Origin of the sequence: Thalassovita mediterranea, assembly GCF_001458435.1 — a bacterium.
Lineage (GTDB): Bacteria > Pseudomonadota > Alphaproteobacteria > Rhodobacterales > Rhodobacteraceae > Thalassobius > Thalassobius mediterraneus.
Genome location: NZ_CYSF01000007.1, coordinates 428,409 through 454,303, shown reverse-complemented (window position 1 = coordinate 454,303; position 25,895 = coordinate 428,409). Strand labels below are relative to the sequence as shown.

The following is a 25,895-nucleotide window of genomic DNA, read 5'->3' as shown; positions in this document are numbered from 1 at the left end:
TACTGTATGATCACCGCATGACTTAATTTTGATCGATAGTGCCGATCCATGACGGGATCAGAACTCTTCCAGTACCTCGATCAGCTCTGCGCCGCTGGCGCGATTGCTGTTCACAGTCGTCGCCACACGGTGGTGGTCTAACAGATCCGGCGCTGCAGGCCGCATGAGTGTCGCGGCGCCCTTGCCCTCCTCGCCCAGCCATTTTGCCCAATGCTGCGGTTCCAGCACCACAGGCATGCGATGATGCACATGCGCCAGATCCGCGCTGGCGGCGGTGGTGACGATCGCGCAGCTGCGGATGTGACTGCCCGCCCCGTCCTGCCAATCCTGCCAGATCCCCGCCATCACCACGGGCTGATCATCAGCGCGGTGGAAATACCACGGCAGCCGATTTCCCTCTGCGTCCTTGGCCCACTCAAAATAGCCAGAGGTGGGGATCAAACAACGCCGCTGGCGGCAAGCACTGGCAAAGGCGGGTTTGTCGGCAATCGTTTCCGCGCGCGCATTGATCAGCAGCGGGCCATCATTCAACGCCTTGTACCAATGCGGCAGAAACCCCCAGCGCATCGCGCTGAGGCGGCGCATGTCACCCTCGTTGTAGACCACATGGATGGGATTGGTGGGACAGATGTTGAAATTCGGCACCGTGGGCAGATTATTTGCAGGCTGCGCCGCGAACAGCCGCGCCATCGCGTCTGAGGGCACCGTATTGGACAGCCGCCCGCACATGGATCAGCGATGCGCCTTGCGGGCGATGTCGATCCTTGCCTCCATCATCGACATTTCACGCATAATCTCTTTGCGGCGGGTGCGATCACCCGTCTCTCGCAACTCCTCACGCAGGCGGGACAGTTCGCGCGACAGGCTAACAAATTCCGGCACGCCACCGGCCTCTTTGACCAGACGGTTGACCAAGTGGTTGGCTGGATCATCGACCTGCGGCAGCGGTTTACCCGCCCCCGGCAAATCATCAAAAGCACCCTCTGCCTCGGCAGCGGCGATCTTGGCATCAATCAGATCAATCAGCGGATGGTCCATAGGCGTCAGCATACTGTGCCCTGCAGGGTGAGGAAACCCCTCCGCCTGCCCCCGTTGGGGACAAAGAAAAACGCGCAGGGGATTTCCCCTGCGCGCTCCACGTCATCCTATCAAAGGCGACTTATTTCTGTGTGATACGGCCATCCACATAGGGGGTGTAAGGCGCGTTTTTGGCCAGGAACTCTGCCGTGACGTCGGCCAGATCGGGGCCGTAGTCATAGGCATTGTCTGCGTCGCGGAACATCTTGTAGCCGTCACCGCCATTGCGCACGTAGTTGTTGGACACCAGACCGTAGGTCTTGGCCGGATCAATCGCGACCCATGCGCCGCCTTCCATGACCATCACGTCCGAAACACGGCCTTCGTTCGGGGCAACTGCCAGATCGAAGGTGTATTTCAGACCCGAAACCTGCGGGAAGCGGCCTTTGCCTTCCTCAACTTGGCTGACACCGTTTTCCAGCGCCGCCACAACGGTTTCACCGCTGACATAGAAGGTGGACAGGGTGTTCTGGAACGGCAGTACCGTCAGTACTTCGCCCATGGTCACTTCACCCGCGTCGATGGAGGCACGCAGACCACCGCCGTTCTGGATCGCAATCGAAATGCCCTGATCCTTCACACGGTCCAGCATCGCATCCGCAACAAGGTTACCAATGGTGCATTCCTTGGCGCGGCAGACGTCGCGGTCGCCCACAATCACGTCAGAGGTTTCCGCAACAACGCGCTGCTTCATTTCCTCAATCGGGGCACCCATTTCGCCAACACGGGCTAGGATCGCCGCATCTGGGGTGACGGACGCATCCAACAGCATCGGCTCACCGCTGGCGGCGGTCACTTTGCCGTCTGCGTCAAAGGTAACGTTCAGCTCACCCAGATATTTGGAATAGGCATAGGCCTGAACCACCGGCACATCACCCACCATGGTGGGGTACGGGCCAGCGGCGCGATCGCTGGTGTTCGACAGCAGCGTGTGGGAGTGACCACCAACCACAACGTCGATACCCGGCACATTGGCCGCGATGTCCAGATCCTTGGGCAGGCCCACGTGGGTCAGCGCGATGATCTTGGTCACACCTTCCGCTTCCAGCGCGGCAACATCTGCCTTCAGGCTCTCAATCTCATCCTGAAAAACGACGTTGTCGCCGGGGGAAGAGGTTTCAACCGTGTCGGTCGCCAGAACGGAGATGACGCCAACCTTATGGCCGTTCACGTCCAGCACAACGTGGTTGCTAACCTTGTCTTTCAACAGCGGCTCGGACGACAGGTCGAGGTTGCCGGAAATGACCGGGAAAGACACCGCATCAACGAAATCGGCCAGACCTTTGGGGCCGTCGTCAAATTCGTGGTTGCCCACGGCCATGACGTCATAGCCGATGGCCTCCATAAACTCGGCCTCAGCCGCGCCTTTGTAGGTGGTGTAAAACAGCGAGCCCTGGAACGGGTCACCGGCATCCAGAACCAGCACGTTTTTACCGGCCAGTTCGGCGCGTTTCGCGTCAACGGCGGTTTTGATCCGTGCCACACCGCCGAAGCATTTGCCCTCAGCTTCGCTCTCGGCATTACAGGTCGAATCGTATTTGTTGATCGATTCGATACGGCTGTGAATGTCGTTGGTGTGCAGAATGGTCAGGTTGAAATCAGCAGCAGCAACGCCAGCGCTCAGCGCTAGGGTGGCAGCAGAAGCAAGCAGACGAACAGACATGGTCTTCCTCTCTGTTAAATTATGGCGGGAGCCTGCACTGTGTTGGCGCAACTGTCAAAATCTCTGTGCAGGAAATCGCCCAGCTTTCGGGATATTGCCCTTGCGATGCTCTTAGGGGGGCGATGTAACCAAATCGCGACAGTGACGCGGCGCAGGTCATGCTCCATATTCCAAAGCCGTTGCGACACCCCATTGCCCCAGCACCACTTGACGCACGCGCCATAGGGCGGCATCACGCGCCCATGCTGATTTACAAGATATTTCGCGCACCCGAATGGCAGGTGCTGGTCGATCACGGCGAAACCGATGGGGCGCCGATCGACATCGCTGATGGCTTTGTCCATTTTTCCACCGCCACGCAGGCCGCAGAAACCGCTGCCAAGCATTTCGCCGGTGAGGCTGACCTGATCCTTGTGGCACTGGACGCAGATGCCCTTGGCGATGCGTTGAAGTGGGAAGTGTCGCGCGGCGGTGCCGAGTTCCCACACCTTTACCGCAAGATGACCATGGCAGACGTCAGCTGGCACAAACCCCTGCCCTTGGTCGACGGCGCCCACCAGTTCCCGGAGGAGATGGTATGAAACTGATCGAAAAACTGGGCCTTGGCGCCCTGCACCGTCTGGATCCCGAACGCGCGCATGGTCTAGCGCTACTAGCGCTGCGCACCGGCGCGGTGCCTTTGGCGGGGATGGTCACATCGCCGCGCCTGCGCACATCGGTGGCGGGGCTGAACATGGCGAACCCTGTGGGCATCGCCGCCGGTTTTGACAAAAACGCCGAAGCGCTGTCGCCCCTGTCCCGCTCTGGCTTCGGGTTCATCGAGGTCGGCGCCGCAACGCCCCGCCCGCAGCCCGGCAACCCCAAACCCCGCCTGTTCCGCCTGTCCGAAGATCGCGCCGCGATCAACCGTTTCGGCTTCAACAACGAAGGGATGGAGGCGATCGGCACCCGCCTGTCCCAGCGCCCGCGCGATATGGTGCTGGGCCTGAACCTTGGTGCGAACAAGGACAGCGACGACCGCGCCAGCGATTTCGCCCGCGTTCTGGCCCATACAGGCGCGCATCTGGATTTTGCCACGGTCAATGTCTCGTCCCCCAACACCGAAAAACTGCGCGACCTGCAGGGCGCTGCGGCGCTGACCAGCTTGCTGGACGGTGTGGTCACGGCCCGCAACGCGCTGGATCGCCCGATCCCCATCTTCCTGAAAATCGCGCCGGATCTGACCAGCGACGAGATTGCCGAAATTGGCGAGGTGGCCCTGTCCACCGGCATTGATGCGGTGATTGCCACCAACACCACCCTGTCGCGGGATGGGTTGCAAAGCGCGCATGCCTCGGAGGCTGGCGGTCTCTCCGGCGCGCCGCTGTTTGAAAAATCGACCCGCGTTCTGGCGCGATTGTCGGCGCAGCTAGATGGCCGTTTGCCGATCATCGGCGTTGGCGGCATCGCCTCAGCCGAGGATGCCTATGCCAAGATTTGCGCCGGTGCCTCCGCCGTGCAGCTCTACACCGCGCTGATCTATGGCGGCCTGTCGCTAGGGGCAGAGATCGCCCGTGGTCTGGATAAATTGCTAGAGGCAGACGGGTTCACCAATGTGACCGACGCTGTGGGACACAAACGCGGGGACTGGCTATGATCACCATCTGGCACAATCCGCGTTGTTCCAAATCCCGCCAAACGCTGGCGTTGATAGAGGACAAAGGCGACGTCACCGTGCGCCGCTACCTCGACGATGCGCCGAGTGAGGCGGAGATTCGCGAGGCGCTAAGCCTGCTGGCGATCCCAGCCGTGGAACTGATGCGGGTGAAGGACAAACCGTTCAAGGAACTGGGCCTGAGCAAAGACGATCCAGAGGACATGCTGATCAAAGCAATGGCAGAAACGCCCGCGCTGATCGAACGGCCTGTGGTCTTTGCCAATGGCAAGGCCGCATTGGGCCGCCCGCCGGAACAGGTTTTGGATATTCTTTGAGTTTTGGTCGGCTCGGGCGACAGCCCGGGCCGCGCTCGACCCTACCGGATCACGCAGTGAACCGGTTCGCGTCCGACCCCGCCCGACAGGGCAGACGCGATTGGCAGACAGGATGGAAGCCTGTGTTCCCTCACCTCTTTGAAGTCATGACGGTGCAAACGGCGCGCCGCCCTCGGGGTCGGCCACAAACCTATGGCTTCCCCAAACCCATCCGCGCCTCCAGCGCCGGATAACGGCTGGCCAGCGTTCCGCCGCGCACCACAAAGGCGACCAGCATCGCCAACCACAGACCATGATTGCCTAGGCCCAATCCCCATACCAACAGCGCCACAGCCGCCAGATAGACGCCCAAACTCACTGCCATCATATTGCGCATGTCCCGCGTTGCCGTCGCGCCGATGAACACCCCGTCCAGCATATAGGCACCAAGGCCCAGCAGCGGGCAGATGACCAGATATGGCAGATAGACCCGCGCCACGTCGCGCACAACCTCTGCCGTGGTCAGCGTGTCGATGATCGTCCCGCCAAACAGCGCAAACCCAACGGTCATCGCAATGGCAACCGTCACGGCCCAGATACTGGTCAGCTTGATCGACCGCCGCATCGCCCCGCGCAGACCGGCGCCGAAATACTGCGCCACCAGCGCCTCGACCGCGAAAGCAAACCCGTCCAGCCCATAGGCAATCACATGCAGGAACTGCATCAACACCTGATTGGCCGCCAGCGTCACATCGCCAAACCCCGCGCCGACCAAGAGAAACGACAGGAACATCGCCTGCAACATCAGCGATCGCAGCAAAATATCGGTGTTCACCACCATCATGTGCCGCAGCGCCGCGCGGTCAAACACCCGCGCTGCCTGTCGCCATGCCGGATTGGCAAAGACATCGCGGCACAGGTACAGGCCCAGCGCCAGACCGCTCCATTCCGCCAGAAACGTGGCGAAGGCCACGCCTTCGACACCCCAGCCGAGGCCAAGGGCAAACCACAGATCCAACAGGATATTCACCCCGTTCATCCAGATTTGCAGAACAAACACCGCGCGGGTGCGCTCTTGGGCAATCAGCCAGCCCGTGACGCCATAGAGCGCGATGGCTGCTGGCGCGGACCAGACGCGGATCTGCATATAGGCCCGCGCCATGCCTTCCACCTCGCCCGACGCGGGCGAGATTTGGAACGCCGCCCAAAAGAGCGGCCCCTGCAACAGGATCAGCGCCAGTCCAGCAAAGCCAGCCACCAGCAGCGCCCGACTGAACAGCGCCGCAACCTCGCCCATACGGCCCGCGCCCAGCGCTTGGCCCACCAGTCCGGTTGTGCCCATCCGCAGAAAGCCGAAGATCCAGTAGAGCGCGCCCAAAAATACCGCGCCAACCCCCACAGCCCCAATCGGCGCCGCCTGCCCCATCTGACCGACAACGCCCGTATCCACCAGCCCCAGAAGCGGGACGGTGATATTGGACAGCACAATGGGCACCGCGATGTGCAGCACCCGTTTGTGCGTCACCTCTGATTGGGTGACCGGTTGCGCAGTGTTATCAACCATCCCGCGACGGCATCAGGAAATGGCCCGTGGCCTGCGCAAAAGGACGGGCGCGGTTGTCCTGCCATGCCTCTACATGCACGGATCCATAGCGACGCCCCGACCGGTTCACCTGTGCGCGTGCATAGGCATCGCGCGGCAGGCCCGAGCGTAGATAGTCCACAGTGAAATCGATGGTTTTGGGCAGGCGCGGCAGTTGCCCTGCCTCAATCATGGTGGCGTCGATCCCGCCTGTTTCGATTTCATCCCAGAGCGACACCCAACTTAGGCCGATGATTGCCGTCATTTCCAAAAACGCAGCGGTCGCCCCCCCGTGCAATGCGGGCAGCATCGGGTTCCCGATCAGCGTTTCCTTGAACGGCATGATCGCCGTCAACTCATCCCCGCGACGTTCAAACTCGATCCCCAGAAATTCGATATAAGGCACGCTATGCACCAGCGCGTGTAGCGCGGCGTCGCGACGCTGTTTGATCACCTGCACAGGTTCTGGTCGTTTATGCGCCATCACTTCTTCTCCGCTACAAAAGCACCCGTGGCGGTGGCCACAACCGAGGTGTCATCTTCATCCAATGCCTCGGCCCGCACGAAAGCGACAGACCGGGTCACGCGGTAGCAGGTCGCCCGTGTACGGATCGACTGACCGGGGGTGGCGGGGCGCATATAATCTATGCGTAAATCAATGGTAGCGGTTGTTCCCTTCACGTCGGGATGGGCCATCACCGCGGCGCCACAGGTGGTGTCCAGCAGCGCGAAAACCGCGCCGCCGTGAATGACGCCAGTTTCCGGATCACCGATAAACCGCTGATCATAGGGCATTTTCATCTCAGCGCAGCCATCCCCGAGTGAGGTAAACTGCATCCCCAACGCCTTGGCGTGGGGTATGGCCTCCATAAACTGCTGGGCAGCTTTTCTCTCTTTTTCGCTCATTTCGGACCCCTCCTTGCTGCGACGATATGATCCCCTTCGCGCTCAGATCGCAAGGCGTGCGAATACGGTTGCCTGTTGCTCTTGCCAAAACGACGTCCTAACTTGCCCCCAAGGGAGCATTAGACCATGTCCGACATCAGACTGTCCTTCAAAGAGATGTGCGCAAGATTCGACGTAACGCCGCGAACCCTGCGCTATTACGAATACATCGAACTGCTGCAGCCCGAACGGCAGGGCCGGTCGCGTTTCTATGGCGCGCGCGAAGTGGCCCGGATGACGCTGATTCTGCGCGGCCGCAAGTTCGGTTTCCCGCTGGAAGATATTCGCCAGTGGTTGCTAATCCGTGAAAACGAAGGCGACATCGCCCAGAAGAAGGCCTGGGTGGAAATGTCCTCCAGACAGCTGCAGGAACTGGCAGAGCAACGTCAGCAGATCGAAGAGGCAATCACCGAACTGCAAGAACTGCACGACGTAACCATGACGGCCCTCAAAGCAGGGTGATTCTGCCGCTTTTACGCCGTTTCAACGCAAAATAGAGGCAATATTGTCTCATTCTGTCGCGCACAGCCCCGGTGATTCCGGGGCTGTTTTGCATCTGACGGAGCGTAACTAGGGGTCTGCTTTTGCTTTCCCTTGATTGATCCCACGTAAAGAAACAAAGTGACGTTACGTATTGATTACGTCAACGTAAATCAGTGGTGTAGCCCTATCTGACAGCTCTAGATCTGTCTTCAGGGGCCAACGTGGGGAGCGTGAAATATGACCGTAGAAGACACAATGACCATCCGCGAAATGTGCGAAGCATTTCAGGTCACGCCAAGAACCCTGCGCTTCTATGAAGCGAAGGAACTGCTGTTTCCGATCCGGGAAGGGCAGAAGCGTCTGTTCACCAAAAGCGACCGTGCCCGCCTGAAACTGATCCTGCGAGGCAAGCGTTTTGGCTTCTCGCTCGAAGAGATCCGGCAGCTTCTGGAACTCTACGACATGGGTGATGCGCAGCTGACCCAGCTGACCCGCACCTATGAGGTGGCCCAGGATCGCCTCAACGACATGCTACGTCAGCGCGAAGAGCTGAACGAAGCGATCGAAGAGCTGAAAGACCAGATGAAGTGGGGCGCCGAGATGATCGCCTCGCTGAGTGAAAAGAAGGACGCCGCCGAGTAATCGCGGCAAGAAGTAAATCGGGAGAGAGAGATGCCTAGCTACACCGCCCCTACCAAAGACCTGCAGTTTGTCCTGCATGATCTACTGAATGTCAGCCAATCGACCATCCCCGGCTATTCCGATCTGGAAACCGAATTTACCTCGGCCGTTCTGGAAGAAGCTGGCAAAATCACCTCCGAAGTACTGGCGCCGCTGAACGTGGTTGGCGACAAAGAGGGGTGTTCGCTGGAAAACGGCGTGGTGCGCACGCCCACCGGCTTCCAGGAAGCGTTTGATCAGGTCCGCGAAGGCGGCTGGACCGGCCTCGACATGCCCGAAGAGTTCGGCGGCCAGAACCTGCCCGCGGTCCTCAGCACCGCAGTAGGTGAAATGTTCTCTGCCTCGAACCAGGCGTTCACCATGTACCAGGGTCTGACCCACGGCGCGGCGTCGGCCATTCTGGCGCACGGTACTGACGAACAGAAACAGACCTACCTGCCCAACATGGTCAGCTGCGAATGGACCGGCACCATGAACCTGACCGAACCGCACTGCGGTACCGATCTGGGCCTGATGCGCACCAAGGCTGAACCGCAGGACGACGGCACCTACAAGGTATCGGGTCAGAAGATCTTCATCTCCGCCGGTGAGCATGAGATGTCGAAAAACATCATCCATCTGGTTCTGGCCAAAATCCCCGGCGGCCCCGATGGCATCAAAGGTGTATCGCTGTTCATCGTGCCCAAGTTCATCGTGAACGAAGACGGCTCCGTCGGCGCGCGCAACGGCGTAAGCTGTGGCGCACTGGAAGAGAAGATGGGCATCCACGGCAACTCCACCTGTGTGATGAACTATGATGAGGCGACCGGCTACCTGCTGGGTGACATGCACAAAGGCATGCGCGCCATGTTCACCATGATGAACGAAGCGCGTCTGGGTGTGGGCATGCAGGGCATGGCACAGTCCGAAGTGGCCTACCAAAATGCTGTCATCTACGCCAACGACCGCCTGCAGGGCCGTGACGTGACCGGCGTGAAAAACCCCGATGGCCCGGCCGATCCGCTGATCGTACACCCCGATGTGCGTCGTTCGCTGATGGACCAGAAAAGCTTCAACGAAGGTGCGCGTGCCTTCCTGCTTTGGGGCGCTCAGCTGCTGGATAAAGCACACCGCGACGGCGACAAAGACGCCGACGGTCTGGTGTCGCTGCTGACCCCGGTCATCAAAGGCTTCCTCACCGACGAAGGCTACAACATGACCGTTCAGGCGCAACAGCTTTACGGTGGTCACGGCTACATCGAAGAATGGGGCATGTCTCAGTTCACCCGCGATGCCCGTATTGCGATGATCTACGAAGGTGCAAACGGCGTTCAGGCGCTGGACCTCGTGGGCCGTAAACTGGCGGTAGACGGCGGCAAGCACGTGATGGCCTTCTTTGATCTGGTGAAAAACTTCATCAAAGACAACGCCGACAACGAAGCGCTGAAAGCTGACTTCCTTGACCCGCTGAAAGAAGCGTCCAAGGACCTGCAGGCAGCAGGCATGTTCTTCATGCAGAACGGCATGAAGAACCCGAACGCTGCGCTGTCTGGCTCGAACGACTTCATGCACCTGTTCGGTCACGTCTGCCTGGGCCTGATGTGGGCGCAGATGGCCAAAGCCGCTCACGAAGCCCTGGAAGGCGGCGCATCGGACAAAGCCTTCTATGAGACCAAGCTGGCAACCGGCCGTTTCTACATGGCCCGCCGTCTGCCCGCGACCAAGATGCACCTGGCGCGCATCAACTCGGGCGCAGATCCGGTAATGTCGCTGGCCGCAGACCAGTTCTGATCAGAACCTTGAGGGCGGGCATGAGAATGCCCGCCCTTTTGGGCAGGTTGGAGGACCACGCCCAATCAAGAGGTGACATCGTCATTGCGGCACAGCTCTTTTCAGATCTGACGCCCCGTCACATGGCAATGATGTGATCTCTCCTACGGTAAGAGACAGGTAGTCTTTGACCACCAAACAGCAGGGTGCTGCCTGCACATCCGATCCGAGGATCGTTTTGACGCTTCGTCAAACTGGCACGGGATCACCAAGGGTGCGTTAGTACAGCCATGCCATTTTGGTTCGAAAAGAAAACCAAGTTTCTACGCCAGACGGCGTATGGTTCGGGAGGAAAACCATGACGATCAAACTCTACTGCTTCGGTGAAAGCGGCAATTCCTACAAGGCAGCACTGGCCCTTGAACTGTCAGGGCTGGACTGGGAACCGGTATTTGTCGACTTCTTCAAAGGTGCAGCGCGATCCGCCGACTATCTGGAACAGGTCAACAACATGGGCGAAGTGCCCGTGCTGGTCGACGGTGATATCCGACTGAGCCAATCCGGCGCGATCCAGCAGTACATCAGCGACAAGTCTGGCAAATTCGCCGGGTCTGACGCCGACAAATACGAAGTGCTGCGCTGGGTTCTGTGGGACAACCACAAACTGTCCAGTCAGGCAGGCATGACCCGCTTCTTGATGAACTTCCTCCCCGAGGACAAACGCCCGCAAGAGGTCATCGGCTTTATGCTGGGCCGCCTGAAGGGCGCTTACACCACGCTGAACGCCCATCTGGAAGGCCGCGACTGGATCGTCGGCGACGGGCTGACCAACGCAGATATTTCCTGCTGTGGCTACCTCCTTTACCCCGAACCGTTCGGCTTTGACCGTGCCGAATGGCCCAACATCGACCGCTGGCTGAAAAACATCGAACAGCTGGACGGTTGGAAACACCCCTATGACCTGATGCCCGGCCACCCATCGGATCGCGCCTAAGCGATTGGCCGACAGGGCGACCGGACATCAGCCACTGAAACCCAGTTCAACCTGAGAGAAACAGGAGACAACAAAATGAAAGACGTCTACATCTATGACGCGCTGCGCACCCCGCGTGGCAAGGGCCGCAAGGACGGCTCGTTGCATGAGGTGACGCCCTCGTACCTGTCGGCCAGCGTGCTGAACGCGCTGAAAGAGCGCAACAATCTGGAAGGTCACGCCGTTGAGGATGTGATCTGGGGCAACGCCACTCAGGTGATGGAACAGGGCGCATGTCTGGCCCGTACCGCCGTTCTGGGGTCCGATCTAGATGAACGCATCCCCGGCCTGTCGATCAACCGTTTCTGTGCCTCGGGCATGGAGGCCGTGAACCTTGCCGCCAACCAGATCGCTGGTGGCGCAGGCGAAGGCTACATCGCCGGTGGCGTCGAAATGATGAGCCGCGTGCCCATGGGCAGCGACGGTGCTGCCATTGCAGCAGACCCTTCGCTGGCGATCGACGGTTACTTCGTACCGCAAGGTATTTCGGCCGACATCATCGCAACCGAATATGGTTTCACCCGCGAACAGGCTGACCAACTGGCCGCCGAATCCCAGCGCCGCGCCGCGCAGGCGATGGCCGAAGGTCGTTTCGACAAATCGGTCATCTCGGTCAAGGACATCAACGGTCTGACCATTCTGGACCGCGACGAATACCCCCGCCCCGGCACCGACATGCAGTCGCTGGGCGGCCTGAAACCTGCGTTCAAAGACATGGGCGAAGTGATGCCCGGCTTTGACAAGGTTGCGATGCTGAAATACCCGCATCTGGAAAAGATCAACCACATCCACCACGCCGGTAACTCCTCGGGCATCGTGGACGGTTCCGCTGGCGTTCTGCTGGGCAGCAAAGAGTTCGGTGAGAAGTTCGGCCTGAAACCCCGCGCCCGCGTCCGCGGCACCGCGAAAATCGGTCTGGACCCCACCATCATGCTGACCGGCCCCGTGCCCGTCACCGAAAAGATCCTGGCCGACACCGGCATGGCGATCTCTGACTTCGACCTGTTTGAGGTGAACGAAGCCTTCGCATCTGTTGTTCTGCGCTTCCAGCAGGCCTTTGATGTGGATCCTTCGGTGGTCAACGTGAACGGCGGTTCCATCGCACTGGGTCACCCGCTGGGCGCAACGGGCGCGATCATCATCGGCACCCTGCTGGATGAACTGGAACGTCAGGACAAAGAGACCGGCCTTGCCACTCTCTGCGTTGCTTCCGGTATGGGCGCAGCCACCATCATCGAACGCGTGTAATTCAGGGGTAGGAGTTTAGATCATGACCGACTTTACCATGACCAAAGATGCCGAGGGCATCGCAACCATCACCTGGGACACTCAGGGCAAATCCATGAACGTGATGAGCGAACAAGGTTTCTATGACCTTGACGCGCACATGGATGACGCGCTGGCAGACGAGGCCGTCAAAGGCATCATCATCACCTCGGGCAAACCGGGTTCCTTTGCGGGCGGTATGGACCTCAACGTCATCGCCAAGATGAAAGACTCCGCAGGCGACAGCCCTGAACAGGCGCTGTTTGACGGGCTGATGAAAATGCACGGCGTGCTGCGCAAGATCGAACGCGCCGGTATGGATCCCAAAACCAACAAAGGCGGCAAGCCTGTGGCCTGTGTGATGCCCGGCACCGCATTGGGCATCGGCTTTGAGATCCCGCTGGCCTGCCACCGCACCTTTGCTGCCGACAACCCCAAGGCCAAAATCGGCCTGCCGGAAATCATGGTCGGCATCTTCCCCGGCATGGGCGGCACCACCCGTCTGACCCGCAAAATGGGCGCGATGGCCGCATCGCCGTTCCTGTTGCAGGGCAAACAGGTTGATCCGAAGAAAGCCAAAGGCGCTGGCCTGATTGATGAGGTCAGCGAAGATCCGATGGCGGACGCACGCGCATGGGTTCTGTCCGAACCCAAGATCGTGAAGCCTTGGGACGAAAAGGGCTACAAAATGCCCGGCGGCGCCCCCTACCACCCCGCTGGTTTCCAAACCTTCGTTGGTGCCTCGGCCATGGTGAACGCCAACACCCAAGGCGCCTTCCCCGCCGCCAAAGCTCTGCTGAGCGCGGTTTACGAAGGTGCGCTGGTACCGTTTGACACCGCCCTGAAGGTTGAAGCGCGCTGGTTCACCAACGTGCTGATGAACCCATCGTCTGCGGCAATGATCCGCTCGCTCTTCATCAACAAAGAGGCGCTGGACAAAGGCGCGGTACGTCCGCAAGGCATCGAAGACCAGTCGGTCAAGAAGCTGGGCGTTCTGGGCGCAGGCATGATGGGTGCAGGCATCGCGCTGGTATCGGCGCAGGCCGGTATCGAAGTGGTGCTGATCGACCGTGACCAAGAAGCCGCCGACAAGGGTAAAGCCTACACCGAGGCCTACCTGGACAAGGGCATGAAGCGTGGCAAAGTCACCGCCGACAAGAAAGAGGCGATGCTGGCCCGCATCACCGCAACGCCTGATCTGGAACAGCTGAAAGGTTGCGACCTGATCATCGAAGCGGTTTTTGAAGACACCGCAGTGAAGGCCGAAATGACCAAAAAGGTCGAAGCCATCATTCCCGAAGACTGCATCTTCGCCTCCAACACCTCGACCCTGCCGATCACCGGCCTGGCCGAAGCGTCGGTGCGCAAGGATCAGTTCATCGGCATCCACTTCTTCTCGCCCGTAGAGAAGATGCTGCTGGTGGAAATCATCAAAGGCGAACAAACTGGTGATCGCGCGGTGGCCAAGGCGCTGGATTATGTGCGCCAGATCCGCAAAACCCCGATCGTAGTGAACGATGCGCGCTTCTTCTACTGCAACCGCTGCATCATCCCCTACATCAACGAAGGTGCCCGCATGGTCACCGAAGGTGTGGCACCGGTGCTGATCGACAACGCCGCACGCCAGCTGGGCTTCCCTGTGGGTCCGGTGACGCTGACCGACGAAACCTCGATCGATCTGGGCGCCAAAATCGCCCGCGCCACCAAGGCCGCGATGGGCGACGCCTATCCCGAAAGCCCGTCGGACGATCTGGTGTTCTGGATGGAAAGCGAAGGTCGTCTGGGCCGCAAGTCCAAGGCTGGCTTCTTTGATTATGACGAAAAGGGCAAGCGTCTGGGCTACTGGAAAGGCATGCAGGACAAGTACCCGCTGGCCGAAGAGCAGCCCGATCTGCGCGAAGTTCAGGACCGTCTGATGTTCAGCCAGGTTCTGGAAGCGGTTCGCGCACTGGAAGAGGGTGTGATCGAAGACATCCGCGAAGCAGACGTTGGCGCCATTCTGGCCTGGGGCTTCGCACCTTGGTCCGGTGGCCCGCTGAGCTGGGTTGATATCATCGGCACGCCCTACGCGGCAGAACGCTGCGCCGAACTGGCCGCTAAGTATGGCGATCGCTTCACCCCGCCGGCACTGCTCTTGGAAATGGCAGAGAAGGGTCAATCCTTCTACGGACGCTTCGACAAATCGGCAGCCGCCAAAGCCGCCTAAGTCAAAGCGATCCGCTGAAACAACAAAACGCGCCCCCCCGGGGCGCGTTTTTGCGTTTCTTGTTTTAATCCCGCATATTGCCCACATTAGGGCATTCGGCGGCCGCATGTTTTAAGCGCATGAGTGCACTGTTTGTTCGATCAATACTGAGTACGTTCTTTTAAACCGATGATAAGTCACACTTTGAAATCAGAAGCGGCAGATGAATAGCCCGCTTATCTCCGTCTTGATGCCAGTCAAGAATGCACAAGACACAGTGGAAGAAGCTGTTCTTAGCATTTTGCATCAAACATTAGAAAATCTGGAACTGATCGTAGTTGACGACGGCTCCACCGATGGCACCCGCGCGTTGCTACAAAAACAGATGGATGCAGACAGCCGCATCCGACTGTTCACGGCCTCAGGGTGGGGCATCAGTGACGCATTGAACCAGGCCCTTGCCAACGCGCGCGCGCCATTCGTGGCGCGTATGGATGCCGATGATATCTCCATTCGACATCGTTTCAAAACGCAATACCAACGCTTTCAAGAGGCGCCGGAACTGGTACTTCTGGGGTCGAACGTCCATAAATTCTGCGGTGCAACTGACACGCCTTGGCAAAGCCAGCCCTCTCCGACCAAAACGGATATTCTGAAACAGCTTCAGACGCGCACAACACTTATGCACCCAACGATTATGGCGCGGACCAGCGCTTTGCGACAAGTCGGCGGATACCGTAGGCTCTTTGATGGTGCAGAAGATCACGATCTCTTTTTGCGCCTCAGCCGTGTAGGCGAGATCGAGATTTTGCCAGATACCCTATTGAAATACCGCATACACGACAAACAAGTTTCGACCCAATCAGCAGCACGCGGCCTCTGCGCGTCGGCGGCGGCTGCATTTTGTCACTTCTGCGTCCAAACGGGGCGTGCGGACCCTGCGCGAACCAGCCAAAGCTGCCAGCAGATAGCGCGGGGAATGCTAAAATTCTTTGCTGCAAACCCTGCTGAATTCACGCGCGATCATGCAAAACTGTGTGGGCTTGCTCTGAACAGTTTTGCACAATCGAATGACGCGTCCGAACAGGACCGCGCGCTGCGCAACCAGATTTTGCGGGGTGCCCTGCTATCAGGCAACGTACGAAGTGCCTATGCTCTTTGGCGCCGAACCGCCTCCAGACCTCAAATGAAAGAGCGATCTAGGGTTCGGTAGGTAGCGCAGCGTCGTTCATAAACACTGCCCTATCGCTCACGCCATCACATCGTCAAAGGCATAACCAAACCGCTCAATATCCTCGGCGCAGATCTCACCCAGAAAGGCTGCATCACTGTCGCTGTAATAGCGTCGGTAATCGCGGGTCCGGCTGGAAGCATTGACGTGCGGCAATTCCAGCGCCAATCCCAGATGCGCCTCTAGCGGCGGAATGTCTTCGGCCAGATGTTCCAGCCGGATATAGAGGTCGCACACCTCGTTGCCGCGTGCATCCGTCATATAGTGGCGCGCTGGTGCGGCTTTCTGCGCCTGCCATGTCATTGGATGGGCCAAGAAGCCTGAAAACTCCTCCTGACGTGCCAGTTGCACCGCCGGATGATCAAAATCCTGCCGCTGTAGCCAGTGGTAATAGCTGACCATCCGGTCCCACGGATTGCGCACAATGGTGAAGGTGAAATACCGCTCCACCTCATCGGGGCCAACCAGCCCCTCGATATCCGCCAAGGTCGAGTGTTTCCACAACCGCCCGCGCGTCTCTGCTTCGCGGAACCGACGGCGACGGCGGCTGGCCTTGGGGGTGTCACCGATCAGCACATCATCCTTTTTCGCCCGGGCCTCTAGTGCCAGCGCCATAGAGGTGCCACCGGTCTTGGGGATGTGGATGAAGATGTATTGGCGGCCATGAGAGATGAACATGTCCCAAAACTAGTCAATTCCACCGGATAGGCAAAGCCCGTTCACGCGGGATAGCCCCGACCTATACGTTCGCAACAAAATTTCCGCCTTACGCAGAAATACGTTCTTTTCAATCTCGCTGCATCTGCACAATATGCGCGCACAATTGTAACGGAGGATGTGCAATGGGCTGGATGGCAGACGAAACCGGATTGGACAAAAACGCGGCAAACCATGTGGCACTGACGCCGCTGTCATGGCTGAAACGGGCTGCCGTTGTCTATCGTGACCTGCCTGCCGTGGTCTATGGCACCCATCGCAAAACCTATGGCGAATATTACGCACGTGTCAGCCGCCTTGCCTCTGCCCTTGTGCAACGGGGTGTGAAACCCGGCGATGTGGTGGCGACCATCTTGCCCAACATCCCCGCTCAGGCCGAAGCACACTTTGGCGTGCCCGCCTGCGGTGCGGTGCTGAACACCATCAACACCCGTCTGGAACCCGACACCATCGCCTATATCCTCGACCATGGTGAGGCCAAGGTGGTGCTGTGCGATCCCCAATTTCTGCCCGCGCTGGCCACTGCGCTCGATCTGATGCAGGGCCCTGCCCCGGAAATCATCGAAGTGGCGGATGATCAGGCAGGCGTTCATGCCCATGGACACTACATGGAATATGAGGCGCTGCTGGCGTCTGGCGATCCTGACTATGACTGGATCATGCCGCAGGACGAATGGGAAAGCATCGCGCTGAACTACACCTCCGGCACCACCGGCCGGCCCAAAGGCGTGGTCTACCACCACCGCGGCGCATATCTGAACGCGATGAATCAGGTGATCAGCTGGCGCATGACCCTGCACCCGCGCTACCTGACCATTGTGCCGCTGTTTCACTGTAACGGCTGGTGTCACACTTGGCTGATGCCCGCGATGGGCGGCACGGTGATCTGCTGCCGTGATATCACGGCCAAGGCGATCTTTGACGCCATCGCGGATGAGGGCGTCACCCACTTCGGCGGCGCGCCCATCGTGCTGAACACACTGGTCCATGCGCCAGAGGCAGACCGCCGCAGCTTTGACCACACGGTTGAGGTGTTCACCGCCGGTGCCCCGCCCGCGCCTGCGACACTGGCCGCGATTGAACCGATGGGGTTCAACATCACACAGGTCTATGGCCTGACCGAGGTGTACGGCCCCGCCACCGAATGCACGTGGAAGGACGAATGGGACCACCTGGAGGGCGATGCGCGCGCCGCGATCAAGGCCCGCCAAGGCGTCGCCATGCCCGCCTATGAACATGTCACTGTGGTGGACGAACAGATGCAGCAGATCCCGATGGATGGCGCCACGCAGGGCGAAATCGTCTTCCGCGGCAATGGGGTGATGAAAGGCTATCTGAAAAATCCCGAAGCCACGGCAGAGGCCTTCAAAGGCGGTTATTTCCACACTGGCGACATCGCCATTCAGCATCCCGACAGCTACGTGCAAATTTCTGACCGTGCGAAAGACATCATCATCTCGGGCGGGGAAAACATCTCCTCCGTCGAGGTGGAGGGCGTGCTGATGGCGCACCCTGACGTACTGCTGTGCGCGGTGGTCGCCAAACCGGACGAAAAGTGGGGCGAGGTTCCTTGCGCCTTTGTGGAACTCAAAGATGGGCATGATGCGTCCGAGGCAGACCTGATCGCCTTTGCCCGCGAGCGTCTGGCAGGGTTCAAATCGCCGAAGAAAGTGGTGTTCCAAGAACTGCCCAAAACCTCGACCGGCAAGATCCAGAAATTTGAGCTGCGCACGCAGGCCAAATCTCTCTGACAACAGCGGGAAGGGTCCCGCCCTTCCCACCACCTCAAGGGCGGGTAAACCCGCATTGCCGCCCGCCCTGCGCCCGTGTTACCTCTGGTCAAAATGCCATAACAAAAAACGGGCAGAGCAGCCGAAATGAGCACCGCGCTACGCAAATACGAACGTCTTGAGGCGACAGCGCTATGGCGCGCTGGCCCCGATGAACAACGCCGCGAGGTGATTGTGTCTATCGGCCGTGCCACACTGGTGATGTCGGACATGCAGGACCGTCCCCTGACCCATTGGTCCCTGCCCGCCTTGGTGCGCGCCAACCCCGGCGAAGTTCCTGCGATTTATCACCCTGACGGCGATGCCGCAGAGACGCTGGAACTGGGTGCAGATGAGGATGCGATGGTCGAAGCCATTGAAACCCTGCAGCGCGCGATCCACAAACGCCGCCCCCGTTCCGGCCGGTTGCGCTGGGGATTGATGGGCGGGTCCCTCGCCTCTGTTCTGGCGGTCTGCGCGTTCTGGTTGCCCGGTGCCTTGGTGGATCATGCTGCATCTGTTTTGCCCACCAGCCAACAACAGGTCATCGGCAGCGCATTGCTAGAACGCCTGCAGGCCCAGACCAGCACACAACAATGCGACAACCGCCGCAATCGCGCCAGTCTGGATCGTCTGGCTGCGCGCTTGCAGCCGATTGCCCAGAACGATCTACGCATCGCGGTTCTGCGCGGCGATCAACCCGCAACGCTGATGCTGCCGGGCAATCTATTGGTGATCAACGCAGAGCTGCTGGAACGTCATGACGATCCGGATGTCGCGGCGGGTTACATACTGGCCGAACTGTTGCGCGCCCAAAGCAACGACCCACTGCACCGCGACCTCAGTGCCAGCGGGTTGATTGCAACGTTGCGCCTGATGACGACTGGCGATCTTGATGCGCGGTCGTTGGATCAGCGCGCGGCGGAACTGGCCCGATCACATGCCCCTGCCTTTCCACAAGATCCCGCCGCACGCACCACATGGGACAATGCGCTGATCGCGGCCTTCCGTCTGGTTGAAGTGAAATCGTCGCCTTATGGCTATGCCCTTGATCCGACTGGCGAAACGACCCTGTCGTTGATCGAGGCCGACCCCTATCCGCAATCTGCACCACGTCCGGTTCTCACCGACGGTGACTGGCTGCGCCTGCAGGCCATCTGCGAGGGCTAAGCGCCCCCGCAATTTTTCAAATCTAGCGTTTGTGTCTGCGCTTAACGCAGGTAGGCGTCCCCGAAACCAGCGCGGCGCACAATAGATAGCGCAGCGTTGGCCTGCCCCTTGTCCGCGAAGGGGCCGACAACAACCAACTGCACCGGTTTACCGCCACGTTTGGCAGTCCAGATCCGCATCGGCAGCCCTTTGGCTGCCAGATCGCCAGCGGTACGTTGTGCGTTGGCCGGCTGCGCAAAAGTCGCGACCTGAACGTAAGCTTTCAGCAATGCCTGAGCCGACGCCCCCTGCTGCGGTTTTGCCTGCTTGGGCTTGGCAACAAAGGACTTGCTGGACACGACTGCGGGCTGCTGTGCGCGGGCCTGTTCCGTCATGCTGGTATAGGGATACTGCAAACCAGGGAACAACCGCGTCACATCACGCCCAGAGGCACGATCAATCAGCTGACGCGGAACAGTCTGCGTCCAAATCAGATCCATCGCTGCCTTACCCGCTGCCGTCTGGTGTGCCCGTTTGGGATTCAGACGATCATCCGTCCACAACGGGCGGTATCCTTCGGGGATGGCAGTGTCGATCCGGGCATTCTGCTGCGCCTCATAGACATGGCGCGGCGCGATACGCTGCTGCCCGCCTGCGCCAATGCTCGGCAGGTTGGCATAGGGTTGTTGGGTCGCAGACGATGCAAGGCCCGGCGTCGCGGCCAGCGGTCTTTGCGGCTGCGATGGCGTTACCGATCGACGCGGCGTCTGCACTGTCACCCGGGCACCCGGGCTAATCGGATTAAACAGCGATCCGCGGTTAGTTTGCGCATTGCCAAAGATCGGCGACTGCGCCTGAGGGCCACACCGCACACCGCTGCCCGATCCCAGATACCGTTGCGACACAGCCGAACCGCCGCCACAGGCAGGATTGACCACAGCGCGCGGCGCAGGTGGCGCGGTGCGCAACGGCGGCACAATGGGTTTTGTTGCTGCAACAACGGGTTTGGTTTGGGTTTTAGCCTTGGATTTGGATGCGCCTGCACCAAACAACGACGACAACGTGAAACGCGGTGCGCGTTGGGTGGGCTGCGCCCGAACCTGTGTCTTTGCCTGTGGTTTTGCAACTGGCGCCGCAGCCACCTTGGGCGCAGGTCGCGCCACCACTTTGGGCGTGGCTGGCTTCGGCGTCACAGCTGCCGGAGCGCGCGCAACGGCTGTTTTAGGCGCCGTCGCCGTGGTCGCGGGAACCTCATCCGGAATAACCGGAAGATTGCGGTCGATGCCGCCTGCAAACGTTGGTTTCGCGTTACAAATATGGTCGCGCGTGCGCGTCACACGCGGGATCCAGTCCACCAGACCACCGGTGCTGGCACGGATATAAACACAACCGCGACTGTCGACATATTGCCGCCCCTTGTAACTAAGTGGCGGAAATTCAGCTGGAATACTGGTGTCACCCCGCGCCATAGCAGGCGCGGCGTTAAAACCGGCAGTCAGTCCAACGGACGACAGGATAAAAGCGGATAACAGAACTCGTTTCATACTACTAATGTGCCCCCACACAACATGTAGGGGCACAATGCACGAGTTGCGGTAGCCTGTAAAGAATCAGGGCTTATTTTGTACCGAACATACGGTCGCCCGCATCGCCGAGACCAGGCATGATGTAGCCCTTTTCATTCAGGCGCTCATCAAGCGACGCGGTGACGATCGGCACATCGGGGTGTGCTTCCTTCATTTTCGCAACACCTTCGGGTGCGGCCAGCAGGCACATGAAACGGATGTTGGTGGCGCCCGCCTCTTTCAGCAGATCAATCGCTGCGGCCGACGAATTGCCGGTCGCCAGCATCGGGTCCACGGCGATGACCAAACGGTCGCCCATGTTTTCCGGCACCTTGAAGTAGTACTGCACCGGCTCCAGCGTTTCCTCATCACGGTAGAGGCCAACAAAGCCCACACGTGCGCCGGGGATCAGCTCCAACACACCATCCATCAGGCCGTTGCCCGCCCGCAGGATCGACACCAGCGCCAGCTTTTTGCCCTTCAGCACCGGTGCATCCATTTCCTGCATCGGGGTCTGGATAGTTTTGGTGGTCAGTTCCATCTCGCGGGTGATTTCATAGGCCAACAGCTGGCTGATCTCGCGCAGCAGACGGCGAAATTCAGGGGTGGCAGTGTCCTTGTCACGCATCTGGGTCAGTTTGTGCTGTACCAGCGGGTGATCTACGACGGTCAGATGGTCGGTCATACGGCTTCCAATCGTTTCTTGATTTTTGTTTTGGTGGCTGTGTCGCAGAAAGCGGCCTCCGCTGCCACAAGATTCAGCGCGGTGAAATCATCCTGTCCCCAGCCAAAGGCCTGTTCCAGCATTTCATATTCCCGCGTCATCGTTGTGTGGAAGAAGGGCGGATCATCGGTGGACACCGTGACCTTCACCCCCGCATCGCGCAGGCGTTTGATCGGGTGGGCGTCAATCGACGGGTAAACGCCCAGAACGACGTTGGACCCCGGGCAGACCTCCAGCGTGACACCTTCGTCAATCACGCGCTGCATCAGCGCTGCATCCTCGATCACCTGAACACCGTGGCCCAGACGCTCCACCTTCAGATCATCCAGCGCCTGACGGATCGACTCTGGCCCGCCCCATTCGCCCGCGTGGGTGGTCAGCTGCAATCCCGCCTCGCGGGCGCAGTCATAGGCCCATTTGAACGTGCCTTGGGTGAACTGGTTTTCATCCCCGCCCATGCCGAAACCGGTGATGAAATCGCCCTTGGTCTCTGCCGCACAGAGCGCGGTTTCCTTCGCCCATTCGCCGCCAAAGTGACGGATACAGGTGACAATCCCCTTCAGCACAATGCCATGATCAGCCTCGGCCTTAGTGGCCGCTTCCTGAATGGCGTGCAGGTATTCCTTCCACGCCTCCACATCACGGCCACCGCAGAAATCGGGGCTGATGAAACTTTCGGCGTAGATTACCCCGTTGGCGGCGCATTCTTCCAGCACGGCGGTGGTCAGGCGGGCGTAATCCTCCGGCGTTTTCAGGACCGAGGTTGCGGCCTCATACACGCTGAGGAAATGCACAAAATCACGGAAGGCATAGCTGCCATCGTCATTGAAAACGCCGCTCAGATCGACCTTTTTCTCATGCGCCAACTGGCGGATGAAGGCGGGCGGTGCAGCACCCTCGTGGTGCAGATGCAATTCGACCTTGGGTGTGTCTTTCCAACTCATAGGAAACTCCGTCCTTTGCTCTGAGCGTTGCCCACTGCGGGCACATCCAGATGCGCCGCAACCGATGCGGCAATGTCTACAAATCCCACCTGCCCGATGCTGCCAGCGCCAAGGCCAGCGATCAAGACAGGGGTGCGTTCGCGGGTGTGATCGGTGCCCGACCAGCTGGGATCGTTGCCGTGGTCTGCCGTAATAAGCAGCATGTCATCCGCGCGCAGCTGCGCCAGAACCGCGCCCAGTTCACGGTCAAACCATTCCAGCGCGCGGGCATAGCCCGAAATGTCGCGGCGATGCCCATAAAGGCTGTCAAATTCGACAAAATTGGCGAAGGTCAGGCTGCCCTCCTCCGCCTCACCCACCAGATCTTTCAGATGCTGCATCAGCACCTCATCCGATCCTTTGCGCAGATCATCAATCCCCCGCATGGAGAAGATATCGCCAATCTTACCAACACCGTAGACCTTGCGCCCCGCGCCTTGCACCCAGTCGCACAGCGTAGGCGACGGCGGCGCAATGGCATAATCACGGCGGTTGGTGGTGCGGGTGAAACCGCTCGCCTCATCCCCCACGAATGGGCGCGCAATGACGCGGCCCACTTTCATCTCATGCACCATCGGCGCGATGTCTTGGCAAAGCTGCAACAACCGGTCGAGGCCAAAGTGTTCCTCATGCGCGGCGATCTGCAACACACTGTCCGCCGAGGTGTAGCAAATCGGCCAACCGCTACGAATATGTTCCGCGCCATGATCGGCAATCACCTGCGTGCCAGAGGCATGGCAATCCCCAAGGATACCGCCTGTCCCTGCCGCCTGCGCAATTTTAGCGCTGAGGTCGGCGGGGAAACTGGGCACCGTGTCGGGGAAGCAATGCCAATCCCACGGCACCGGCACGCCGGCGATTTCCCAATGCCCTGATGGCGTGTCCTTGCCCGGGCTTACCTCTGTCGCGGCACCCCAGCGGCCTGTGGGCGTGGCGCCCAGACCCGCCGCATCAACCCCAGACGCCAGTTTCACCGCCGCGCCCAACCCCAGCGCATCCATATTCGGCAGATGCAGGGGACCACTGCGCCCCTCCTCTGCCTCGCCTGCCGCGCAGGCGGCGGCGATATGGGCAATGGTGTTGGCGCCAGTATCGGGCAAATCGCCGTTGAAAAACCGATCCGCATCCGGCGCGCCGCCGATCCCGACGGAGTCAATCACAACCAAAAACGCTCGTGCCATGTCAGCCGATCCTTTCATGAACAAGGGGGGGCAGATCCGGCGCCACATCCCCGATGGTGATCGCGCCAGCAACAGCCGCTGCTGCCCGCTCTGCCGCGCCTTCGCGGGCGGCGTGAACGCAGGCCAACGTCTGACCCTTCTGCACTCGGACCCCAAGGGCCGCAACATCCGCCAGACCCACCGCAGGGTTGACCACATCACTTTCGACCTGACGCCCACCGCCAAGGGCAACCACCGCCAACCCCAGCGCGTGGCCATTGATCGCAGTGATGTAGCCATCACGCGGCGCTGTGACCTCTGAAATCACCGGTGCCTCTGGCAACATGCTGCGCCAATCGTCGATGAACCGTGGCGATCCGCCCTGCGCGGCGACCATACGGCCAAACACCTCTGCCGCGCGGCCATCTGCGATCACGGCGCGGATCTGATCTGCGCCCGCCACTGCATCCGCCGCCAGCCCAGCGTTGGCCAGCGCCACGCCGCCCAGTTCGGCGGTCAGATCCAGAAGCGCACCCGTGCTGCGCCCCGTCAGGACGCGCATCGAACTTGCCACCTCCAGCGCATTGCCCAGTTCTGGCACCAGCGGTTGGTTCATATCGGTGATCAGCGCCGATGTCTGGCATCCGGCGGCATTGGCGGTGCTGACCAGCGCGTTGGCCAGCGCCCGCGCCTCATCCGCCGTTTTCATAAACGCGCCAGAGCCGACTTTGACGTCCAGAACCAACCCCTCAAGGCCCGCCGCCAGCTTTTTCGACAGGATCGACGCGGTGATCAGATCAAGGCTTTCAACCGTGCCCGTCACATCGCGGATCGCATAAAGGCGGCGATCGGCTGGCGCCACCTCACCGGTGGCCGACACAATCGCGCAGCCGACATCGCCCACAACCTGACGAAACTGATCTTCGCTCAATCCAGTGCGATAGCCAGGAATCGCCTCCAGCTTATCCAATGTCCCACCAGTATGGCCAAGGCCACGGCCCGAAATCATCGGCACGTAGCCGCCGCACGCCGCCAACGCAGGGGCCAGAACCAGCGACACACAATCGCCGACGCCGCCAGTGGAATGCTTGTCGATCACTGGACGGTCCAGATCCCAACGCATCACATCGCCGCTGTCGCGCATCGCCAGCGTCAGGCCAACGCGCCCTGCCTCGTCCATACCGTTCAGCAGGGCGGCCATGGCAAAGGCACCGGCCTGCGCGTCGCTGACGGTTTCATCAGCCAAACCACGGGCAAACCACGCTAATTCCGCCCGCTCCAACGGCTGGCGGTCGCGCAGTTTCACAATGATTGCACGCGCATCAAATGTCGGGGCATCCATCGCTCAGGTCCGTTCCATATGGGACATGTCAAAGGCACCGGGCAGCAGATCGCCAATGGTGGTCTGCAAGCTGGTGCCATCTGTGGTCGCCAGCGTCACAGTGACATCGCGCGCGCCAAATTCGGCCAGTTTCTGACGGCAGCCCCCACAGGGCGGCACCGGCGCGGGGCTGTCGGCGATCACACACACCTCGGTCAGTTCCTTGGTACCAGCGGCGACCATCGCGGCAATTGCGCCCGCCTCGGCACAGGTGCCTTCGGGGTAGGCGACGTTTTCCACGTTGCAGCCCTGATAGACCACGCCATCCTTGCCCAGAATGGCCGCCCCGACCTTGAAATTCGAATAAGGCGCATGGGCGTTTTCACGCACGCGCGTGGCGGCGGCTAGCAGGGTTTCGGTGGTCGGCATGGATTACGTCCTTTGCTCTTCTCATCCACGTCACCCAAAACTCGCGACACAAACGGCAGCAAAGGGTCAGGCGGATATGTATGGCGGGTATTTTTGATCGAATGAGAAACTTTTGCCCAAAGGCATGGCCTTTGCAAGCACGCGTTAGCGCATAAACACCCCATAAGCCAAATTCCGCACCTTCCGCTAGGTCAAAAAATGGTTTAACACTAAACTAACTGATATTTATTGAG

25 protein-coding genes are annotated in these 25,895 nt (G+C 59.9%); 12 read left to right on the top strand and 13 right to left on the bottom strand.

All coding sequences use genetic code 11. The features are described from left to right. Nucleotides 1-57: 57 nt before the first annotated feature. The 3 genes from TM5383_RS09660 to TM5383_RS09650 form a co-directional block, all read right to left on the bottom strand. Nucleotides 58-729, bottom strand: coding sequence for an SOS response-associated peptidase (locus tag TM5383_RS09660; RefSeq protein WP_058318812.1), 672 nt, complete (start codon nucleotides 727-729; stop codon nucleotides 58-60). A gap of 3 nt (nucleotides 730-732) precedes the next feature. After that, the gene (locus tag TM5383_RS09655) at nucleotides 733-1,038 is read right to left on the bottom strand and encodes a DnaJ family domain-containing protein (RefSeq protein WP_058318875.1); all 306 of its coding nucleotides are present in this window, start codon (nucleotides 1,036-1,038) and stop codon (nucleotides 733-735) included. Nucleotides 1,039-1,159: 121 nt separating this feature from the next. Further along, nucleotides 1,160-2,740, bottom strand: coding sequence for a bifunctional metallophosphatase/5'-nucleotidase (locus tag TM5383_RS09650; RefSeq protein ID WP_058318811.1), 1,581 nt, complete (start codon nucleotides 2,738-2,740; stop codon nucleotides 1,160-1,162). Nucleotides 2,741-2,982: 242 nt separating this feature from the next. On the opposite strand from TM5383_RS09650, the gene TM5383_RS09645 reads away from it, so the two are divergent. From TM5383_RS09645 to arsC, 3 genes are read left to right on the top strand one after another with little or no spacing between them, the layout of a single operon-like run. Then, a complete protein-coding gene (locus TM5383_RS09645) occupies nucleotides 2,983-3,321 on the top strand; it encodes a DUF952 domain-containing protein (protein ID WP_058318810.1) in 339 nt (112 codons plus the stop codon). Then, complete coding sequence (locus tag TM5383_RS09640; protein ID WP_058318809.1) at nucleotides 3,318-4,376, top strand: quinone-dependent dihydroorotate dehydrogenase; 1,059 nt, start codon at nucleotides 3,318-3,320, stop codon at nucleotides 4,374-4,376. The genes TM5383_RS09645 and TM5383_RS09640 overlap by 4 nt, the downstream gene beginning before the upstream one ends. Next, nucleotides 4,373-4,711, top strand: a complete 339-nt coding sequence (gene arsC / locus TM5383_RS09635; protein WP_058318808.1) for an arsenate reductase (glutaredoxin) — start codon at nucleotides 4,373-4,375, stop codon at nucleotides 4,709-4,711. Before TM5383_RS09640 ends, arsC begins: the two co-directional genes overlap by 4 nt. A gap of 190 nt (nucleotides 4,712-4,901) precedes the next feature. Here arsC and TM5383_RS09630 read toward each other — a convergent pair whose 3' ends face one another. Genes TM5383_RS09630 through TM5383_RS09620 form a run of 3 tightly spaced genes read right to left on the bottom strand, consistent with a single transcriptional unit; the run spans nucleotide 4,902 to nucleotide 7,178 of the window. Further along, on the bottom strand, nucleotides 4,902-6,254 hold the full coding sequence (locus TM5383_RS09630) for an MATE family efflux transporter (RefSeq protein ID WP_058318807.1): 1,353 nt from the start codon (nucleotides 6,252-6,254) through the stop codon (nucleotides 4,902-4,904). After that, on the bottom strand, nucleotides 6,247-6,756 hold the full coding sequence (locus tag TM5383_RS09625; protein WP_058318806.1) for a PaaI family thioesterase: 510 nt from the start codon (nucleotides 6,754-6,756) through the stop codon (nucleotides 6,247-6,249). The genes TM5383_RS09630 and TM5383_RS09625 overlap by 8 nt, the downstream gene beginning before the upstream one ends. Next, nucleotides 6,756-7,178, bottom strand: a complete 423-nt coding sequence (locus tag TM5383_RS09620; protein ID WP_058318805.1) for a PaaI family thioesterase — start codon at nucleotides 7,176-7,178, stop codon at nucleotides 6,756-6,758. The genes TM5383_RS09625 and TM5383_RS09620 overlap by 1 nt, the downstream gene beginning before the upstream one ends. 126 nt (nucleotides 7,179-7,304) lie before the next feature. On the opposite strand from TM5383_RS09620, the gene TM5383_RS09615 reads away from it, so the two are divergent. The 7 genes from TM5383_RS09615 (at nucleotide 7,305) to TM5383_RS09585 (ending at nucleotide 15,827) form a co-directional block, all read left to right on the top strand. Next, nucleotides 7,305-7,679 carry a MerR family transcriptional regulator gene (locus TM5383_RS09615; protein WP_058318804.1) on the top strand — a complete coding sequence of 125 codons (375 nt, stop codon included), beginning with the start codon at nucleotides 7,305-7,307 and terminating at the stop codon, nucleotides 7,677-7,679. A 258-nt stretch (nucleotides 7,680-7,937) separates the two neighbouring features. Then, nucleotides 7,938-8,342 carry a MerR family transcriptional regulator gene (locus TM5383_RS09610; protein ID WP_058318803.1) on the top strand — a complete coding sequence of 135 codons (405 nt, stop codon included), beginning with the start codon at nucleotides 7,938-7,940 and terminating at the stop codon, nucleotides 8,340-8,342. 30 nt (nucleotides 8,343-8,372) lie between these two features. Then, entirely contained in the window at nucleotides 8,373-10,151 is a 1,779-nt protein-coding gene (locus TM5383_RS09605) for an acyl-CoA dehydrogenase C-terminal domain-containing protein (protein ID WP_058318802.1), read from the top strand. 337 nt (nucleotides 10,152-10,488) lie between these two features. Next, nucleotides 10,489-11,124, top strand: coding sequence for a glutathione S-transferase family protein (locus TM5383_RS09600; RefSeq protein ID WP_058318801.1), 636 nt, complete (start codon nucleotides 10,489-10,491; stop codon nucleotides 11,122-11,124). A gap of 75 nt (nucleotides 11,125-11,199) precedes the next feature. Continuing rightward, nucleotides 11,200-12,411 carry an acetyl-CoA C-acetyltransferase gene (locus tag TM5383_RS09595; protein WP_058318800.1) on the top strand — a complete coding sequence of 404 codons (1,212 nt, stop codon included), beginning with the start codon at nucleotides 11,200-11,202 and terminating at the stop codon, nucleotides 12,409-12,411. Nucleotides 12,412-12,433: 22 nt separating this feature from the next. Next, nucleotides 12,434-14,635 carry a 3-hydroxyacyl-CoA dehydrogenase NAD-binding domain-containing protein gene (locus TM5383_RS09590; protein WP_058318799.1) on the top strand — a complete coding sequence of 734 codons (2,202 nt, stop codon included), beginning with the start codon at nucleotides 12,434-12,436 and terminating at the stop codon, nucleotides 14,633-14,635. Nucleotides 14,636-14,837: 202 nt separating this feature from the next. Continuing rightward, nucleotides 14,838-15,827, top strand: coding sequence for a glycosyltransferase family 2 protein (locus TM5383_RS09585; RefSeq protein ID WP_058318798.1), 990 nt, complete (start codon nucleotides 14,838-14,840; stop codon nucleotides 15,825-15,827). 36 nt (nucleotides 15,828-15,863) lie between these two features. Here TM5383_RS09585 and TM5383_RS09580 read toward each other — a convergent pair whose 3' ends face one another. After that, a complete protein-coding gene (locus TM5383_RS09580) occupies nucleotides 15,864-16,523 on the bottom strand; it encodes a sulfotransferase family 2 domain-containing protein (RefSeq protein WP_058318797.1) in 660 nt (219 codons plus the stop codon). 164 nt (nucleotides 16,524-16,687) lie between these two features. Here TM5383_RS09580 and TM5383_RS09575 point away from each other — a divergent pair, with 164 nt between their 5' ends. Continuing rightward, a complete protein-coding gene (locus tag TM5383_RS09575) occupies nucleotides 16,688-18,313 on the top strand; it encodes an AMP-binding protein (RefSeq protein ID WP_058318796.1) in 1,626 nt (541 codons plus the stop codon). 126 nt (nucleotides 18,314-18,439) lie between these two features. After that, entirely contained in the window at nucleotides 18,440-19,501 is a 1,062-nt protein-coding gene (locus tag TM5383_RS09570) for a hypothetical protein (RefSeq protein WP_058318795.1), read from the top strand. Between the two features lie 41 nt (nucleotides 19,502-19,542). Here TM5383_RS09570 and TM5383_RS09565 read toward each other — a convergent pair whose 3' ends face one another. The 6 genes from TM5383_RS09565 to TM5383_RS09540 all read right to left on the bottom strand — a co-directional run bounded on the left by TM5383_RS09565 (nucleotide 19,543) and on the right by TM5383_RS09540 (nucleotide 25,662). Continuing rightward, a complete protein-coding gene (locus TM5383_RS09565) occupies nucleotides 19,543-21,024 on the bottom strand; it encodes an SPOR domain-containing protein (RefSeq protein ID WP_082645441.1) in 1,482 nt (493 codons plus the stop codon). Nucleotides 21,025-21,097: 73 nt separating this feature from the next. Then, nucleotides 21,098-21,730 (bottom strand): uracil phosphoribosyltransferase, encoded by a 633-nt coding sequence (gene upp / locus TM5383_RS09560; RefSeq protein ID WP_058318793.1) that lies wholly within the window; start codon nucleotides 21,728-21,730, stop codon nucleotides 21,098-21,100. Further along, nucleotides 21,727-22,713, bottom strand: a complete 987-nt coding sequence (locus tag TM5383_RS09555) for an adenosine deaminase (RefSeq protein ID WP_058318792.1) — start codon at nucleotides 22,711-22,713, stop codon at nucleotides 21,727-21,729. The genes upp and TM5383_RS09555 overlap by 4 nt, the downstream gene beginning before the upstream one ends. Continuing rightward, nucleotides 22,710-23,933 (bottom strand): phosphopentomutase, encoded by a 1,224-nt coding sequence (locus TM5383_RS09550; protein WP_058318791.1) that lies wholly within the window; start codon nucleotides 23,931-23,933, stop codon nucleotides 22,710-22,712. The genes TM5383_RS09555 and TM5383_RS09550 overlap by 4 nt, the downstream gene beginning before the upstream one ends. A gap of 1 nt (nucleotide 23,934) precedes the next feature. Continuing rightward, nucleotides 23,935-25,254, bottom strand: a complete 1,320-nt coding sequence (locus TM5383_RS09545; protein ID WP_058318790.1) for a thymidine phosphorylase — start codon at nucleotides 25,252-25,254, stop codon at nucleotides 23,935-23,937. A 3-nt stretch (nucleotides 25,255-25,257) separates the two neighbouring features. Next, nucleotides 25,258-25,662 (bottom strand): cytidine deaminase, encoded by a 405-nt coding sequence (locus TM5383_RS09540; RefSeq protein WP_058318789.1) that lies wholly within the window; start codon nucleotides 25,660-25,662, stop codon nucleotides 25,258-25,260. Nucleotides 25,663-25,895: the final 233 nt, after the last annotated feature.

Coding starts and splice junctions, on each gene's coding strand:
- TM5383_RS09540 (WP_058318789.1), bottom strand. CDS start 25,662: ATGCCGACCACCGAAACCCTGCTAGCCGCCGCCACGCGCGTGCGTGAA.
- TM5383_RS09555 (WP_058318792.1), bottom strand. CDS start 22,713: ATGAGTTGGAAAGACACACCCAAGGTCGAATTGCATCTGCACCACGAG.
- TM5383_RS09590 (WP_058318799.1), top strand. CDS start 12,434: ATGACCGACTTTACCATGACCAAAGATGCCGAGGGCATCGCAACCATC.
- TM5383_RS09625 (WP_058318806.1), bottom strand. CDS start 6,756: ATGGCGCATAAACGACCAGAACCTGTGCAGGTGATCAAACAGCGTCGC.
- TM5383_RS09570 (WP_058318795.1), top strand. CDS start 18,440: ATGAGCACCGCGCTACGCAAATACGAACGTCTTGAGGCGACAGCGCTA.
- TM5383_RS09595 (WP_058318800.1), top strand. CDS start 11,200: ATGAAAGACGTCTACATCTATGACGCGCTGCGCACCCCGCGTGGCAAG.
- TM5383_RS09585 (WP_058318798.1), top strand. CDS start 14,838: ATGAATAGCCCGCTTATCTCCGTCTTGATGCCAGTCAAGAATGCACAA.
- TM5383_RS09550 (WP_058318791.1), bottom strand. CDS start 23,933: ATGGCACGAGCGTTTTTGGTTGTGATTGACTCCGTCGGGATCGGCGGC.
- arsC (WP_058318808.1), top strand. CDS start 4,373: ATGATCACCATCTGGCACAATCCGCGTTGTTCCAAATCCCGCCAAACG.
- TM5383_RS09650 (WP_058318811.1), bottom strand. CDS start 2,740: ATGTCTGTTCGTCTGCTTGCTTCTGCTGCCACCCTAGCGCTGAGCGCT.
- TM5383_RS09655 (WP_058318875.1), bottom strand. CDS start 1,038: ATGGACCATCCGCTGATTGATCTGATTGATGCCAAGATCGCCGCTGCC.
- TM5383_RS09630 (WP_058318807.1), bottom strand. CDS start 6,254: ATGGTTGATAACACTGCGCAACCGGTCACCCAATCAGAGGTGACGCAC.
- TM5383_RS09615 (WP_058318804.1), top strand. CDS start 7,305: ATGTCCGACATCAGACTGTCCTTCAAAGAGATGTGCGCAAGATTCGAC.
- TM5383_RS09610 (WP_058318803.1), top strand. CDS start 7,938: ATGACCGTAGAAGACACAATGACCATCCGCGAAATGTGCGAAGCATTT.
- TM5383_RS09640 (WP_058318809.1), top strand. CDS start 3,318: ATGAAACTGATCGAAAAACTGGGCCTTGGCGCCCTGCACCGTCTGGAT.
- upp (WP_058318793.1), bottom strand. CDS start 21,730: ATGACCGACCATCTGACCGTCGTAGATCACCCGCTGGTACAGCACAAA.
- TM5383_RS09600 (WP_058318801.1), top strand. CDS start 10,489: ATGACGATCAAACTCTACTGCTTCGGTGAAAGCGGCAATTCCTACAAG.
- TM5383_RS09565 (WP_082645441.1), bottom strand. CDS start 21,024: ATGAAACGAGTTCTGTTATCCGCTTTTATCCTGTCGTCCGTTGGACTG.
- TM5383_RS09545 (WP_058318790.1), bottom strand. CDS start 25,254: ATGGATGCCCCGACATTTGATGCGCGTGCAATCATTGTGAAACTGCGC.
- TM5383_RS09620 (WP_058318805.1), bottom strand. CDS start 7,178: ATGAGCGAAAAAGAGAGAAAAGCTGCCCAGCAGTTTATGGAGGCCATA.
- TM5383_RS09575 (WP_058318796.1), top strand. CDS start 16,688: ATGGGCTGGATGGCAGACGAAACCGGATTGGACAAAAACGCGGCAAAC.
- TM5383_RS09605 (WP_058318802.1), top strand. CDS start 8,373: ATGCCTAGCTACACCGCCCCTACCAAAGACCTGCAGTTTGTCCTGCAT.
- TM5383_RS09645 (WP_058318810.1), top strand. CDS start 2,983: ATGCTGATTTACAAGATATTTCGCGCACCCGAATGGCAGGTGCTGGTC.
- TM5383_RS09580 (WP_058318797.1), bottom strand. CDS start 16,523: ATGTTCATCTCTCATGGCCGCCAATACATCTTCATCCACATCCCCAAG.
- TM5383_RS09660 (WP_058318812.1), bottom strand. CDS start 729: ATGTGCGGGCGGCTGTCCAATACGGTGCCCTCAGACGCGATGGCGCGG.